Origin of the sequence: Bradyrhizobium sp. AUGA SZCCT0283, from assembly GCF_018130385.1 — a bacterium.
In the GTDB taxonomy this organism is placed as follows: Bacteria; Pseudomonadota; Alphaproteobacteria; order Rhizobiales; family Xanthobacteraceae; genus Bradyrhizobium.
This window is the reverse complement of record NZ_JAFCLU010000018.1, coordinates 106,209-119,767: the sequence shown is the minus strand read 5'-3', so window position 1 is coordinate 119,767 and position 13,559 is coordinate 106,209. Positions and strand designations below refer to the sequence as shown.

Annotated in this window: 18 protein-coding genes; 5 read left to right on the top strand and 13 right to left on the bottom strand. The window is 61.2% G+C overall.

All coding sequences use genetic code 11. The features are described 5' to 3' along the window. Window position 1: 1 nt before the first annotated feature. The gene (locus JQ624_RS23750) at window positions 2–652 is read right to left on the bottom strand and encodes a class II aldolase/adducin family protein (RefSeq protein ID WP_212421334.1); all 651 of its coding nucleotides are present in this window, start codon (window positions 650–652) and stop codon (window positions 2–4) included. Between the two features lie 91 nt (window positions 653–743). Here JQ624_RS23750 and JQ624_RS23745 point away from each other — a divergent pair, with 91 nt between their 5' ends. From JQ624_RS23745 to JQ624_RS23725, 5 genes are all read left to right on the top strand, one after another. Beyond that, window positions 744–1,619: an S-methyl-5'-thioadenosine phosphorylase gene (locus tag JQ624_RS23745; RefSeq protein WP_212421333.1), complete on the top strand. Its 876-nt coding sequence runs from the start codon at window positions 744–746 to the stop codon at window positions 1,617–1,619. Further along, window positions 1,616–2,719, top strand: coding sequence for an S-methyl-5-thioribose-1-phosphate isomerase (mtnA, locus tag JQ624_RS23740; protein WP_212421332.1), 1,104 nt, complete (start codon window positions 1,616–1,618; stop codon window positions 2,717–2,719). The genes JQ624_RS23745 and mtnA overlap by 4 nt, the downstream gene beginning before the upstream one ends. Window positions 2,720–2,779: 60 nt before the next feature. Then, window positions 2,780–3,322 carry a tripartite tricarboxylate transporter TctB family protein gene (locus JQ624_RS23735; protein ID WP_212421331.1) on the top strand — a complete coding sequence of 181 codons (543 nt, stop codon included), beginning with the start codon at window positions 2,780–2,782 and terminating at the stop codon, window positions 3,320–3,322. A 137-nt stretch (window positions 3,323–3,459) separates the two neighbouring features. Then, on the top strand, window positions 3,460–4,971 hold the full coding sequence (locus JQ624_RS23730) for a tripartite tricarboxylate transporter permease (RefSeq protein WP_212421330.1): 1,512 nt from the start codon (window positions 3,460–3,462) through the stop codon (window positions 4,969–4,971). Window positions 4,972–5,043: 72 nt separating this feature from the next. Then, entirely contained in the window at window positions 5,044–5,463 is a 420-nt protein-coding gene (locus JQ624_RS23725) for a hypothetical protein (protein WP_212421329.1), read from the top strand. Window positions 5,464–5,575: 112 nt separating this feature from the next. On the opposite strand, the gene JQ624_RS23720 is transcribed toward JQ624_RS23725, so the two are convergent. The 12 genes from JQ624_RS23720 to JQ624_RS23685 form a co-directional block, all read right to left on the bottom strand. Then, a complete protein-coding gene (locus JQ624_RS23720) occupies window positions 5,576–5,884 on the bottom strand; it encodes a superinfection immunity protein (protein ID WP_312014482.1) in 309 nt (102 codons plus the stop codon). A 477-nt stretch (window positions 5,885–6,361) separates the two neighbouring features. Further along, window positions 6,362–6,544, bottom strand: coding sequence for a hypothetical protein (locus JQ624_RS23715; RefSeq protein WP_212421328.1), 183 nt, complete (start codon window positions 6,542–6,544; stop codon window positions 6,362–6,364). Between the two features lie 705 nt (window positions 6,545–7,249). Next, entirely contained in the window at window positions 7,250–7,489 is a 240-nt protein-coding gene (locus JQ624_RS23710) for a hypothetical protein (RefSeq protein WP_212421327.1), read from the bottom strand. 717 nt (window positions 7,490–8,206) lie between these two features. Continuing rightward, the gene (locus JQ624_RS23705) at window positions 8,207–8,599 is read right to left on the bottom strand and encodes a response regulator (RefSeq protein WP_212421326.1); all 393 of its coding nucleotides are present in this window, start codon (window positions 8,597–8,599) and stop codon (window positions 8,207–8,209) included. Between the two features lie 228 nt (window positions 8,600–8,827). Then, a complete protein-coding gene (locus JQ624_RS38715; RefSeq protein ID WP_249130021.1) occupies window positions 8,828–9,157 on the bottom strand; it encodes a hypothetical protein in 330 nt (109 codons plus the stop codon). Between the two features lie 6 nt (window positions 9,158–9,163). Next, complete coding sequence (locus JQ624_RS38710) at window positions 9,164–9,340, bottom strand: hypothetical protein (RefSeq protein ID WP_249130020.1); 177 nt, start codon at window positions 9,338–9,340, stop codon at window positions 9,164–9,166. A gap of 10 nt (window positions 9,341–9,350) precedes the next feature. Next, window positions 9,351–9,776: a hypothetical protein gene (locus JQ624_RS38705; RefSeq protein ID WP_249130019.1), complete on the bottom strand. Its 426-nt coding sequence runs from the start codon at window positions 9,774–9,776 to the stop codon at window positions 9,351–9,353. Continuing rightward, window positions 9,777–9,911 (bottom strand): hypothetical protein, encoded by a 135-nt coding sequence (locus tag JQ624_RS39365; RefSeq protein WP_283816950.1) that lies wholly within the window; start codon window positions 9,909–9,911, stop codon window positions 9,777–9,779. Between the two features lie 687 nt (window positions 9,912–10,598). After that, window positions 10,599–11,258, bottom strand: a complete 660-nt coding sequence (locus JQ624_RS23695) for a hypothetical protein (RefSeq protein ID WP_212421325.1) — start codon at window positions 11,256–11,258, stop codon at window positions 10,599–10,601. Between the two features lie 15 nt (window positions 11,259–11,273). Continuing rightward, window positions 11,274–11,750: a type II 3-dehydroquinate dehydratase gene (locus JQ624_RS23690; RefSeq protein WP_212421324.1), complete on the bottom strand. Its 477-nt coding sequence runs from the start codon at window positions 11,748–11,750 to the stop codon at window positions 11,274–11,276. A 53-nt stretch (window positions 11,751–11,803) separates the two neighbouring features. Beyond that, complete coding sequence (locus tag JQ624_RS39360) at window positions 11,804–11,929, bottom strand: hypothetical protein (RefSeq protein ID WP_283816955.1); 126 nt, start codon at window positions 11,927–11,929, stop codon at window positions 11,804–11,806. Window positions 11,930–12,063: 134 nt separating this feature from the next. Next, a complete protein-coding gene (locus JQ624_RS23685) occupies window positions 12,064–13,257 on the bottom strand; it encodes a CaiB/BaiF CoA-transferase family protein (RefSeq protein ID WP_212421323.1) in 1,194 nt (397 codons plus the stop codon). Window positions 13,258–13,559 lie beyond the last annotated feature (302 nt).

Sequence of the window (13,559 nt, the reverse complement as noted above, 5' to 3'; positions counted from 1 at the left end):
GTTATTTGTCGGCAGGACCGTATCCTGCGATCCTGCCGAGAACGTTTTCGATCTCGGCCTTCGGCAAGAGGCGCGGTGTCCCGATCTGCAGGCAGCCGTGATATTGCCGGGCCAGCGTTTCGACTTCGACGGCAAGCCACATCGCTTTCGAAAGCGATGCTCCGACTGCAATCATACCATGGTGTTCGAGCAGGCACGCCAGCCTACCTTCCAGCGCGCGCACGGCGTGCTCGGAAAGCTCCTGCGTGCCGAAGGTCGCATAGGGCGCGACGCGGATGGTGTCGCCGCCGGCACACGCGATCATGTAGTGGATCGGCGGAATTTCCAGGCCCATGATGGCGAGAATCGTCGAATAGGGCGGGTGGGCATGGACCACGGCGTTGATTTCGGGCCGGGCTCTCAGGATGTCGAGATGAAATCGCCATTCGCTCGACGGCCGCTGGGCGGGATCGTGCGAGCCGTCCAAGCCCATGAACACGATCTGCTCGGGCTGCATCGCCTCGTAGGGCGTGCTGGTCGGCGTGATCAGCAGGCCCTCGCCGTGGCGCAGGCTGATATTTCCCGACGTTCCCTGGTTGATGCCGAGCGCGTTCATGCTGCGGCAGGCATCGATGATCGACTGGCGTTTTTCCCGGTCCTTCGTGGTCGGCATTTTGAGACCCCTTGCAACCGTGCGACAATGCTTGATTATTGCGCCGCAGTATAGTCGAACATCTTGCGTGAAATCCTGATTGGGAGAAGTCATGACGCGTGCCGTGCTTGGCATCATCGGCGGATCCGGCATCTACGACCTGTCGGGGCTGGAAAACGTCCGCGACGAGGCGATTGAAAGTCCCTGGGGTGAGCCATCGGCGCCCGTCCGCCGCGGCAGCATCGCTGGACTGCCGATCGTGTTCCTTCCTCGCCACGACAAGGGACACCGGCTGTCGCCGTCGGACATCAACTACCGCGCCAATATCGACGTGCTGAAGCGGGCGGGGGTCACCGACCTGATCTCGCTTTCGGCCTGCGGCTCGTTCAAGGAGGAACTGCCGCCCGGCACCTTTGTGTTGGTCGACCAGTTCGTCGACCGTACCCATAAGCGCGAGAGCTCGTTCTTCGGCACGGGCTGCGTGGCTCACGTTTCGATGGCGCATCCGGTGTCGCCACGGCTGCGGGTTCATCTGGCCGCGGCGGCGGTAGCCGAGGGTATCGCGTTTGCGCGCGCTGGCACCTATTTGTGCATGGAAGGTCCGCAATTCTCCAGCCTCGCCGAGAGCCTGACCTACAAGGCGCAGGGCTATTCGGTGATCGGCATGACCAACATGCCCGAGGCAAAACTCGCCCGCGAGGCGGAACTCTGCTACGCCAGCGTGGCCATGGTGACCGACTTCGATTGCTGGCATCCCGATCATGACGCGGTAACGGTGCAGGACATCATTCGCGTTCTGAATTCGAACGCCGAGAAGGCGAAAGCGTTGGTATCGCGTCTCGCCAGGGATTTCCCGCGCGAGCATGAACCGTGTCCGATCGGCTCGGACAAGGCACTCGACACCGCTTTGATCACCGCGCCGGAAGCGCGCGATCCGGAGTTGTTGAAGAAGCTCGATGCGGTGGCGGGAAGGGTGTTGCGTTCATGAAGGTCGACGGCCGACATTTTCGCAGCATCTGGCTCGAGGACGACGGCTGGACAGTCGGCGCGATCGACCAGCGCCGGTTGCCGCATGAATTCGTGGTGGCGCGCATCGCAAGCGCCGAGGACGCGACCGAGGCGATCCGTTCCATGCTGGTGCGCGGCGCGCCGCTGATCGGCGCCACGGCTGCTTACGGCATGGCGCTCGCCATGCGAACTGAGGCTTTCGATGCGGCGCTGGACCGCGCCTATGCCATGCTGCTGGCGGCCCGGCCGACCGCGATCAACCTGAAATGGGCGCTCGATGAGATGCAACGATTGCTTCGGCCGTTGCCGCCATCGGAACGGGCCGTGGCGGCTTACCGGCGCGCGGTCGAAATCGCCGACGAGGACGTCGCGATCAACCAGGGGATCGGCCGGCATGGTCTGGCGTTGATCGAAGAGATCGCGGCGAGGAAGCGGCCCGGCGAGCCGGTCAATGTCCTGACCCATTGCAACGCCGGCTGGCTCGCGACGGTGGACTGGGGCACGGCGACGGCGCCGATCTATCTCGCGCATGATCGCGGCCTGAAGGTTCATGTTTGGGTCGACGAGACCCGGCCGCGCAATCAGGGCGCTTCGCTGACCGCGTGGGAACTCGGCCACCACGGCGTTCCGCACACGGTGATCCCGGACAACACCGGCGGCCATCTGATGCAGCACCGCATGGTCGATCTCGCCATCGTCGGTACCGACCGCGTAGGGGCCAATGGCGATGTCTGCAACAAGATCGGTACCTACCTGAAGGCGCTCGCCGCCCACGACAATGGCGTGCCGTTCTATGTTGCACTGCCGTCGCCCACCATCGACTTTAGTATCGATGACGGCGTCAGGCAGATCCCGATCGAGCAGCGCAGCGCCGACGAAGTGGCGAACATGACCGGCCGCACCGCCGACGGCCGCGTCCAGACCGTGCGCGTGGTTCCAGAAGGCTCGCCTGTAGCCAACTACGCCTTCGACGTCACGCCGGCGCGGCTGGTGACAGGATTGATCACTGAACGCGGCCTGCTCCGCCCCGAGCGTGCTGCACTTGCGAGCGCATTCCCGGAGCGCAGCGCGGGTCATTGACGCCAGCGGCATCGGCACGTATCCCCGTTCAGGTCTGTCGTATCGGGGTTCATCGTCTCCATGTCCAACACCGACATCGAAATCGTCGTCGAGGATCCGACTGCGCCCGAGGCCGATTCGCCTGCGGTGACGAGCGTTCGCGCGGCCGACGTCGTTGTCTGTCTCCTGCTGCTCGCGCTCGCGCTGACGCTCGGGTACGACAACTGGCGGACGGGAGCCGGCTGGGAATCGACCGGCCCGCAGTCCGGGTACTTTCCATTCTATCTCTCGGTCATCCTCGGTGGCGCCAGCCTTTATGGCCTGGTCGCCGCATTCCTGTCGCGCAGGGAAGCTTCCGAGATCTTCGTGACGCGGGCGCAGCTTCGCCGCGTGATGGCGGTGTTCGTGCCGACGCTGCTGTTCTGCCTCGCCATGCAGTTCCTCGGGCTCTATGTCGCGAGTTTCCTGTTGATCGCCGGTTTCATGCGCATGGTCGGCAAGATCGCGCTGTGGAAATCCTTGCTCACTGCCTTCGTGTTCACCGCCGTGATGTTCGTGACCTTCGACATTGCCTTCGACGTCATCATGCCAAAGGGCCCGCTTGAAGCGGCGCTCGGCCGGTAACGGACCTAGCATGACTCCTTCCGTCATTGCGAGCGAAGCGAAGCAATCCATGGTGCCGCAAGGCAAGAATGGATTGCTTCGTCGCTTCGCTCCTCGCAATGACGAACTGCTTGGGATCACCTGATGGAAGCCTTGTAATGGAAGCCTTGGGCCTCTTGATGCACGGCTTCGCCGTGCTGCTGACCTGGAAGACGCTGCTCTTGATGATGCTCGGGCTGGTGCTCGGCATTTTCGTCGGCGTGTTGCCGGGCCTCGGCGGCCCCAACGGCGTGGCGATCCTGCTGCCGCTGACATTCACGATGGATCCGACATCGGCGATCGTGATGCTGTCCTGCATCTATTGGGGCGCGCTGTTCGGCGGCGCCATCACCTCGATCCTGTTCAACATCCCCGGTGAGGCGTGGTCGGTGGCGACCACCTTCGACGGATATCCGATGGCGCAGCAGGGCAGGGCGGCGGAAGCGCTGACGGCGGCCTTCACCTCGTCGTTCATCGGCTCGCTGGTCGCGGTGATGCTGATCACGTTCCTGGCGCCGATGATCTCGTCGTTCGCGCTGAGGTTCGGGCCGCCCGAATTCTTCGCGGTGTATCTGCTCACCTTCTGCTCCTTTGTCGGGCTCGGCCGCGAAGCCAAGCACAAGACGGTGATTTCGATGTCGCTTGGCCTGTTGCTCGCCGGCATCGGCATGGACACCGTGTCCGGCCAATTGCGCATGACTTTCGGTTCGGCGGAGCTCCTGCGCGGCGTCAACTTCCTGGTTGCGGTGATCGGCCTGTTCGGCATCAGCGAAATCCTGCTCACCATGGAGGAGCGTCTTGCGCTGCGCGGCCACGCCGCCGGCATCTCGCTGCGCGTGGTGGTGTCGGTCTGGAAGGATCTGCCGAAATACTGGGTGACGCTGCTGCGCTCCTCCTTCATCGGCTGCTGGCTCGGCATCACCCCGGGCGGCGCCATCGCTGCCTCCTTCATGGGCTACAACCTCGCCAAGCGCTTTTCCAAGGACCCTGACAGCTTTGGCAAGGGCCGCATCGAGGGCGTGTTCGCGCCGGAAACCGCGGCGCACGCTTCCGGCACCGCGGCGCTGCTGCCGATGCTCGCGCTCGGCATTCCGGGCTCCGGCACCGCGGCGATCCTGCTTGGCGGGTTGATGGTGTGGGGCCTCAATCCCGGTCCGTTGCTGTTCGTCGAGCACAAGGATTTCGTCTGGGGCCTGATTGCATCGATGTATCTCGGGAATGTCGTAGGCCTCGTGCTGGTGCTGACGACGGTGCCGATCTTTGCTTCGATCCTGCGGGTGCCGTTTGCCGCCGTAGCACCCATGATCGTGGTGTCCTGCGCGATCGGCGCCTATGCGATCCAGAACGCGATGTTCGACATCTGGCTGATGCTGGGCTTTGGCGTGGTCGGCTACGTCTTCAAGAAGATCGGCATTCCCTTGGCGCCGTTCACACTGGCGCTCGTCCTCGGCAACCGCGCCGAGGATGCCTTCCGCCTGTCGATGATCGGCTCCGGCGGCGACATGAAGGTGTTCTGGTCGAACGGTCTGGTCGGTTCGATCACGACACTTGCGATCGTGCTGCTGTTCTGGCCTGTCATCGACAAGGTTTTCGGCAGCGTCACCCGCATCCTGCGACCGGCGAAGGCATAGTCCCGGATGTCGGTTGTGGGGGCAAAGGCGTTTGCGCTGTGCCCCACCATTTCTCGGAGAGCGCGATCCTGAATGATGGGCACGCTGCGCTTTGCCCACCCTTCAACAAGTGGTGAGGGATTTGGAAATTGGGCAACCTATCAACTCCGAAAACTGTTCAGAAACTGCAGAAGGCATTGCACGCGAAAGCGAAGGGCAGAAGCCGGCTATCGGTTCTATGCGGCGCTCGATGTGGTGGAGGCCAAGGGCATCGCCAGCAAGAGCTGCGATGGCGTGGATGTGCTGATACATCATGCCGAGCAAGTCTCAATTGAGTGGACCCTTGCGACGCATGAGCGGCCCAACGGTCTCAATGTTTGGCGGCACGGCAACTTCAGAAGCTTTAGGGTGCTTGACGTAATCTGGAGCGACGGCACCATGCCGTTGATCTTGGCTTATCGCGGTGGGGGTTGGGAGCGTCTTTTGCGACAAGAGCTGTCGCCTACAAGGTGAACGTGTCCACCGACATCGTCTCGTGCGAGATCAGCTTATAGATGTGCTGTAGTCGTCGCCGTCGTGCTCAACTTCGGTCACGGTGCACGTGCACGGATCGATCAGGATGCCTTTAACTTTTCGCATGTTTGTTCTCCTGTTTGCTTTCGCCATCTTCCTCCCAAGGGGCCTTTTCACCGAACCAACGATCAAGTGCGTTGGGCTCGCGAATTCCCCGGCGTCGAATTGTCGTTCTAGATGGCTGCTGTGTTTGTTGCGCTAGCTGCTGATATTCTTGCGGGATCGCTGTCGCTGACCAAATCAGCGCAGCGACCCAGCCGAGAAATGTCCAGCCGAGAAACAGGTTGAGCAGGAAGATTGCATTTTGGTTGTGGTGCTTGCGTGCCGCTGCGTTCAACGCGGGGATGAAGTAAACGGCCACACAAGAGCGACTATAATAACTGATGCTCCGGTTTCCATTTTGATGCCCCTACTTTCCATAGTTGATGCGCAGCCAGACGCCGCCAGGAAGTTCGGCGTCCGTCTTAGCTACAACGTTTTGAAAGCAGCGCGCTTGAGATCACGGCATGTGACGTTCGCCGTACTTTTGTGAGGGTTCGAGGGAGCCGCGTTGATGTGGCTCAAGATCGAATGACCTTTCGTGAACGAACATGCCCGGCGTCGCGAACTTGCCAAACCAAAAAAGCGGCCCAGTACTGCGGATAATGTCCGATCAAGGGTAGAACCCCGCTAGGTACTGCCGAGCGGGGTTCTACAGGGTTATTGAAATTACGCGCTGATGAAATTTGCCCCTGATCAAGATTGAAGTTCTCTTGATCCGGATTCACAAGCTGATTCTGGCCTCGTCCGTATTCTTACGGGAAAAATGCGCAGGCAGGTTTGGTGATAAGCAAAAAAGTCAGTCGCCACTTTCCTTCTGGCTCGCGAGCACAATCTCAATGTCGCGTGCCGAGGATCGAAGATCGGCTGCTAGCTTTTCAAACAGCGCGCGCTTCTGTGGGTTAGTCGCCAGCTTGGCGATGAGATCGCAATCCTCGGCGTCGGTGAGGAGCTTGTCGAGCCTTGCCCGTAAATCTTTCATGGCTGCTTCGGTGATTGCAGACGGGAGGATGATAGCAACTCGTTCATGTGGGATGCGATATCCGTCTGGCGCGCCTTGCGCAGTAGCTCCTCGCGCTGCGCCCCGCGGGGCATTTTCTTGGCCCGTTCTCTAAGGCGTTCCGCCTCGGCGGCCAACCTTTCTGCAAGGGTCGCAGTATGCTTGATGCGGCGCCTCTTTGGCATGGCGTTGCCCTCCTATCGGCGTCAAATTCCCTTTTCGACGATCCCGCCAAGGGACTTCTTTGCGCCAGAGCAAATAACGTTGCGAAAAGTTGAGAACCACGGAGGAACCAAGCAAAGGCGAGAGGGAACCGCCCGGCAAGACGACTGGATCATCGAACGGCGCGGACCATTGCACTCATCGAACACCCATTTTGACGGACCGGAAGTCCGGCTGCACATCCGCGCCGCGCTTGCAGGAGATGGACCTGTATGTCGCTGCGTCTCGCAAGCGTTCAGCAGCTTGCGTCCATCAGGCAGGTTGATCGGGTCGAAGAAAGCTTGATCCCACGCCATCGGTGGCCAAAATAGAACCCCGCTGGTACCGCCGAGCGGGGTCCTACCGGGTTAATGAAATTACGCGTGATGAAATGCCCCGGGCACTAAGATTAAAATCCGCCCGGTCCGGGTTCACAAGCCGATTCTGTTCTACTCCGTATTTCTACGGGAAAAAATGGCAAAGGCCCTAATCGCGGTCGTTACCCTGTTCTTTGCTGGTGCTTGCCGCAATCGCGCGTTCGACTTCTGACGCTAAGGTCTCAAGGTGCTTGGCTAGCCGAGCGAACAATTCTTGCTTATTCGGATCGGTCGCGAGCCTGCTAATCAGGGCGCAGTTCTCGGCATCCACTCGCAGCTTCTCAAGCTGCGCTTCCACATCTTTGATGGCCCCAACCCCATCACAAACCTGAAGCCTTGAGCCTGTCATTTAGCGCGCAAGCGCCGCCAAGGCTATCGGGAATCTCAGAGCACGGCCCCGCCGGGGGCTGGGGGCTGGTAAGGCGGGTGCCGTGCCGGGCCAACTGATACGCGCACTGAGTCGGCCCACGCCAAGCAAATTATTATTCGATGTTCGAAAGATGACCGGGATAAAGGCGCAACGCGCGAGCCCCGGATGGATGGTTCCGGGCCTGCTCCCAAAACTCTCAAGGGAACTTAATTAGGTTTGCGCAAAATCGACTTCATGAAGTCTCGAAGCGAGGCGATGTATTCCTCAATGACCTGTTGGCGCTCTTCCACGCGCGATTTTGCCTTGTTCGATTGGGGTACACTTCCGGAGCCGCCAGGATCCTGTCGTCGGGACTCTTTTCGTCGGGGAATTTTCCTCGTCCCCATCGAACTCATCCTAAAAGCTAGGCTGACATTCAAAAACTAGGACGAGTTCGCTGGAATCGGCATTGAGCTGCGTCAAACGGGGGTCCCGCTTCCACCCAGCGCGCGAGGCCCGGACGAGGGTATCCGGGCCTCTGGCAAAAACCTCAACGACACCCCTCCGTGCCGCTCGGCTGATGTCTGATTTGAGCTTAGCGACCGGATCACGGGCTACTTTGACTCAACGCAATCTGTCGGGAAGCCGACTTGGAAAATCCGGCCGGACATCCGTGCCGCGTTTGCTGCAGGCGGCGCTCGTCGCCAACCGGACTCCCTAATCGGTCGAGATCGGTGGGCTCGCGTTAAGGAGCTGGGAAAGGGCAGTCACGAGCTGTGCCGGGGCGAAGGGCTTTGCAAGTAGAACACTGTTTGGGACGCCCTTAGATGCCCATTCCTCGCCATGACTGCCGGTCATATATATAATCGGAGCTGTGGGGTCAGTCTCCCGAGCAGCGCGGGCAACTTCCCAACCGTCAAATCTTCCGATCAGATTTATGTCGGTCACGAGCGCCCGATATTGGAATTCATCGCCTCGCAGAAGGGTAATCGCTTCCTCACCAGATGCTGTGATACGGGATTTAAAACCGCCTTCTGAAAGAGCCTCTTCGACCATAGCCTGAATAAGCTGGTCGTCCTCGACGACCAGAATCCTAACGACCTCGTCCACTTTACTCTCCCCTTGCCTGCCGCGTTGCAGTCCTCCGCCGGGGTAAGTGACGCTGGAAAGATTGGTTCCAAACTATGTTCAGAAGTGAACTTTGGACATTCGGGGAAAGGCGGCGTCCGTCGGCAGCGGGTGAGTTTCAACTTTTGGGGAATCCGGCCGGACATCGGCACCGCGCTTGCCGCAAGCGATGTGCAGCCGGACATCAGGCGGCCATCCGCAGATCAGCTCCTACAGACTACACCGATGATCCGCCGCAGCTCCGCTGCGATACCATCCAGCACGGCCCGCTTCTGTTGCATGCGCTTCGATTGGTTCATCCTTCGTCACGGCGTGGTCGAGGCATTTAGCAATCGCGGCATCCGAGTAGCCGAGTTCGCCTGCCACCGTCGCAGCAGTCCGCCGCAGATCGTGCGGCGTGAATGCCTTGAGGCTCAACAGCTCGCACAGGCCCGGCGTCTTGGTCTTGCCCTTGTATTTCTCGTGCTCGGTGCCGCGCAGCGCCGTCGCCATCGCCGTGTGGTGGATCGGCAGGCCCGGATAGACGGGGCTTTCGAACACAAACCGCTATGCATCGCCGGCCAGCGCCTCCTTGATGATCTCAACCGCAAGCGAGGACAGCGGCTGCTCGATCACGCGGCGCTTCTTGACCCGCTTGGCCGGGACACGAAACAGCGGTGCATCCCCGTCCAAAGTTATCAGCTCGTCGCGGCGTGCGGCCAGTAGTCCACCTGAACGTAGCATGGTGACCAGTTCAAACTTGATCGCCAGCCGGGTCTTGCGATGCCACGTCAAATCTTCGCGATGGAGGCCATGCCATAGCGTCCTGATCTCGTTCTCGTCCAGCACCCGCTTGCGCCCGTGCTCCTTGGGCAAGTTTCGGCAGATTGAAGCAAGGGCGGCAGGTTTCGGAAACGTAGTCACGGCCTGCCTCACCGGCACAGCTGTACAGGCCCGACACCGCGCGGCGCATGTGGCGGGCATTGGAAACCGATGGCTTGCCATACTTGCCGTCAAGGATGTCGTTAGACAGTTGTGCGATGTCCTGCCGGGTCACGTCGCGCGCAATCTTAGCTCCGAGGCCCGGCTTGACGAAGCGCCGCAGGTGGCTGGCGACGTTGGTCCAGCTTTCGATCCGGGAACGCTCCTCGCCGTCGTCCTTTACTTCGTCCTGCTGCATTCAGTCGATGCGCAGTTCGATGATCTTTGCAACGATCTTGCCTTGCTTTGCCTTGACGGTCTTGGTCTGGCGCAGTTGTTTGACCAGCGTCGCCGGGTCGAGGGCCTTGAGCGCATACCTTGCTGCGGGCGTCATCGATGGTGAAGGTTTCGGGATTGTAGACGCCTAGCCGCACGGTGGACTGCTTGCCGGTCGAAGGATCGGTGAATTTGAAGTAGAGGGTCGCGACGCCAGCCCGGGATGATGTTGACATAGAGGCCGGGACACTTGCGGTCGTAGCGCTTGGTGCGTTCGGCGACGCGCTGCTCGCAGATGCGGTTGGTGAGAATGGTGCTGCAGTTTTGGGTGGTGGCCGCGGCTACAACCCGACCTTTCGCGCGTTGAAGGTCTGTATCCGCGGAGACGGAGGTTCGGCAGGTGACGCTGGTGGTGGTCATGGCTCCTGCGTTTGGCTTAGGGCCCGGCCCTCCAGAAGCCCGCAACAAGCCTAATCAAAAAGGCCTTGTTTTAAAGGGTTTTCTTAGTTTCTCCGTGTTTCACCGAATGCCAAAATATAGCCCACACGACTTCGCAGTACGCTTGAGCCACACACGTCAGTCGCAGCTCTTGCGTCCATCGCATCTCACCGCACGTTCGTGACGATGGCCAACGCCCCTCATCTGCCGTGAGACGGGCGGATTCAAAGCACTGATTTGGCCTTCGGGTTAAGCGGAATATTTTTACCGGCAGGGCTGGACGACCCAAATCAGATTGAGATCGCTTACAAGAAAAATTCGATTTTTGGCTAACGGCTTTGGCGCTCTCCAGGCGGCGCGGCGTAGATCAACGCGGCAGAAGTCGTTTCGGAAGGCTGAAGGCGAGGCGGTAGAGCGGCAGGTCATCGATCATGCCGTGGTCCTCGGCAGGAAGCGTCTTGCGCAGATGATGGAGGGCGTCACGGACCGCGGCTTCGTCCAGTCCCTCGATCAGTAATAGGGCGGCGAAGGAGCCGTCGTTGGCTCGCATGCCTTTCTCGCGGGTCTTGATCGAGGTCTGCGCGGTATCGGTGAGCAGGACGCGTGCGGCGATGATCCGGTCGAGCCGCGCCAGCTCGGCAACAACCGCGGCGGCGTTCCAGGACGGCGCGGCGTCGAGGCGCAAGGGAGCGACGATGCCGCCCTGGCCGGTGCCGGCTGAGGCTGCGATGCGGCCGCCGCCGCGGGCGAAATTGCCGAGCCGGGGCATGATGCGCTGCGACCACGGCGTCGGCGCGTTCAGCCGCGCCAGATAGTCCGGACCGCCGACGACTCGCTCGTCCTCGAGTTCATAGAGGATGAAGTAGCGGTTCACCGACACACCCAGCGCGCGGAAGATGCGGCACGCCAGGAATCCGTTGACGCCGACGCGCTCGGCGGCGTGTTCGCGCGTGATCCAATGCGCCCAGTCGGTTTCGTCCTGTGGCGTCATATCGCTCCAGATGGCAAGATAGCCGGCTCCCTGCATGTCAGCCTCCATCCGTCATTTCGGACCGACGCGCACGGCCGCGGGTAGGGACGCCGGCAATTGGCCGGCGCCCTGCAGTGCGGCCTGCATGGCGACGATGTAGCCGTAGGGTCCTAGGCCCGCGATCACGCCCTTCACAGCAGCCGAAAGCTTCGAATGCCGGTGCAACTCGTCGCGGGCATGGATGTTCGAAATATGCACCTCGTAGATCGGGCCGTCAAAAATCTTCATGGCGTCGAACATCGCAATCGAGGTGAAGGAGTAAGCGGCGGGGTTGATGATGAGGGCGTCCGCCGAGGTGCGGGCGGACTGGATCAGGTCGACCAACTCGCCCTCGTGGTTCGACTGGTGAAACGCCAGGTGCGTGCCGGTGAAGGCGGCGAACTCCTCGCAGGAGGCCTTGATGGCGTCGAGCGTGGTCGAGCCGTAGATGTGCGGCTCGCGGATACCGAGCATGTTCAGGTTCGGGCCATTAAGGATCATGATGCGCATAAAATGCCTTTCACGGGATGATGACGGGACAGTGTAGCCGATGCGGCTGCATGTCAGCCACCGAACCATTTCGCCGGCACGGTGACGATGGACGGAAACAACACCATCAGAAACAGCACGACCAGCTGGGCGATCATGAAGGGATCTGCGCTGATTTGTGCCGCGCGGCGATCAATCAAGCGCCGTCATTGCGAGGAGCCAACGGGTTGCGCGCATGCGCGCCCGATGACAGGCTCCGCGACGAAGCAATCCATCGTGCCACACGGGGATAGATGGATTGATTCGCTTCGCTCGCAATGACGGCACCGGTGGCTCACACCACCTTGCGCTGGCGCAGCTCCGCGATCTCATCTTTCGCAAAACCGAATTCTGCCAGTACTTCCTCGGTCTGTTCGCCGAATTCCGGCGGGCGCGCGGCCATCTTGCTTGGCGTGCGTGACAGCGTCACCGGCTGGCCGACGAGCTGGATGTGGCGGTTCTCGTCGTTTGGCACGTGCTGGGCGATGCCGAGGTGCTTGACCTGGGCGTCGTCGAACATCTGGTCGATCGAATAGATCGGGCCACAGGGCACGCCGGCCTCGTTCAATTCCTTGACCCAGGTTTCCGTCGGTTTCTTCTCGGTGAGCCTGCCGATCGCTTCGTTCAGCGCGTCGCGGTTCTTCGAGCGCGCAGGTGCGGTGGCGTAATCGGGATTGGTGACGAGCTCGGGCGCGCCGATCGCCTGCGCGCAGCGCTCCCAGATCCGTCCGCCGGTCGTGGCGATGTTGATGTAGCCGTCGGAAGTCTTGAAGACGCCGGTCGGAATCGAGGTCGGATGGTTGTTGCCGGCCTGCTTGGCCACGTCCTTTTCCATCAGCCAGCGCGAGGCCTGGAAATCCAGCATGAAGATCTGCGCCTGCAACAGCGAGGTCTGCACCCACTGGCCTTCGCCGGAAACGTCGCGCTCCAGCAGTGCGGTGAGGATACCGATGGCGCAGAACAGCCCGGCGGTGAGGTCGGCGACCGGGATGCCGACCCGCATCGGGCCCTGGCCGGGCGCGCCGGTGATCGACATCAGCCCGCCCATGCCCTGCGCGATCTGATCGAAGCCCGGACGCTTGTGGTAGGGGCCGTCCTGGCCGAAGCCGGAGATGCTGCCATAGACGATGCGCGGATTGACCTTGCGCAGGCTCTCATAGTCGATGCCGAGTTTTGCCTTCACGTCGGGACGAAAATTCTCGACCACGACGTCGGCCTGTTCCGCCAGCCGCTTGAACACTTCGAGGCCCTTAGGGTCCTTCAGGTTCAGCGTCATGGCCCGCTTGTTGCGGTGCAAATTCTGGAAATCCGAGCCCTGGCGCGGGCCGCCGGGCTGCTCGCCGCCGCTGTCTTCCAGCAGCGCGTCGATCTTGATGACGTTGGCGCCCCAATCCGCCAGTTGCCGCACACAGGTGGGCCCGGAGCGAACGCGGGTGAGATCGAGCACGGTGAAGCGGGAAAGGGCCTGCGAAGCGCGGGGGAAAGGCATTGAGAAACCTTGTTTTTTTGGATTTCGCGGGGGAACGAGCAGACCAATCTGGCTTAGACAATCTGGCGCCGATTTCCAACTCCTTGTTCGCTGCCGGCGAGGGGCGGCCATGGGGGCGGGGCGAGGCGCCATTTTGGGACCGGAAGCCCCGACAGCGCGGAACCGCGGACGACCGGCCCCCGCAAGACTACGGACCGGTACCCCGCGGATTCTGCTTTTCGCCGTAATGCATCGCAAAGCAAGCGCACGACAAATCCGGCTGGTAAACAAGCGTTAACGAGGCGATTCTAGCCTCCCGGGTG

Coding starts and splice junctions, on each gene's coding strand:
- JQ624_RS23750 (WP_212421334.1), bottom strand. CDS start 652: ATGCCGACCACGAAGGACCGGGAAAAACGCCAGTCGATCATCGATGCC.
- JQ624_RS23730 (WP_212421330.1), top strand. CDS start 3,460: ATGGAAGCCTTGGGCCTCTTGATGCACGGCTTCGCCGTGCTGCTGACC.
- mtnA (WP_212421332.1), top strand. CDS start 1,616: ATGAAGGTCGACGGCCGACATTTTCGCAGCATCTGGCTCGAGGACGAC.
- JQ624_RS23710 (WP_212421327.1), bottom strand. CDS start 7,489: ATGACAGGCTCAAGGCTTCAGGTTTGTGATGGGGTTGGGGCCATCAAA.
- JQ624_RS23745 (WP_212421333.1), top strand. CDS start 744: ATGACGCGTGCCGTGCTTGGCATCATCGGCGGATCCGGCATCTACGAC.
- JQ624_RS38710 (WP_249130020.1), bottom strand. CDS start 9,340: ATGCTACGTTCAGGTGGACTACTGGCCGCACGCCGCGACGAGCTGATA.
- JQ624_RS23735 (WP_212421331.1), top strand. CDS start 2,780: ATGTCCAACACCGACATCGAAATCGTCGTCGAGGATCCGACTGCGCCC.
- JQ624_RS23685 (WP_212421323.1), bottom strand. CDS start 13,257: ATGCCTTTCCCCCGCGCTTCGCAGGCCCTTTCCCGCTTCACCGTGCTC.
- JQ624_RS23695 (WP_212421325.1), bottom strand. CDS start 11,258: ATGCAGGGAGCCGGCTATCTTGCCATCTGGAGCGATATGACGCCACAG.
- JQ624_RS23690 (WP_212421324.1), bottom strand. CDS start 11,750: ATGCGCATCATGATCCTTAATGGCCCGAACCTGAACATGCTCGGTATC.
- JQ624_RS38705 (WP_249130019.1), bottom strand. CDS start 9,776: ATGCAGCAGGACGAAGTAAAGGACGACGGCGAGGAGCGTTCCCGGATC.
- JQ624_RS39365 (WP_283816950.1), bottom strand. CDS start 9,911: ATGACGCCCGCAGCAAGGTATGCGCTCAAGGCCCTCGACCCGGCGACG.
- JQ624_RS23725 (WP_212421329.1), top strand. CDS start 5,044: ATGATGGGCACGCTGCGCTTTGCCCACCCTTCAACAAGTGGTGAGGGA.
- JQ624_RS23715 (WP_212421328.1), bottom strand. CDS start 6,544: ATGAAAGATTTACGGGCAAGGCTCGACAAGCTCCTCACCGACGCCGAG.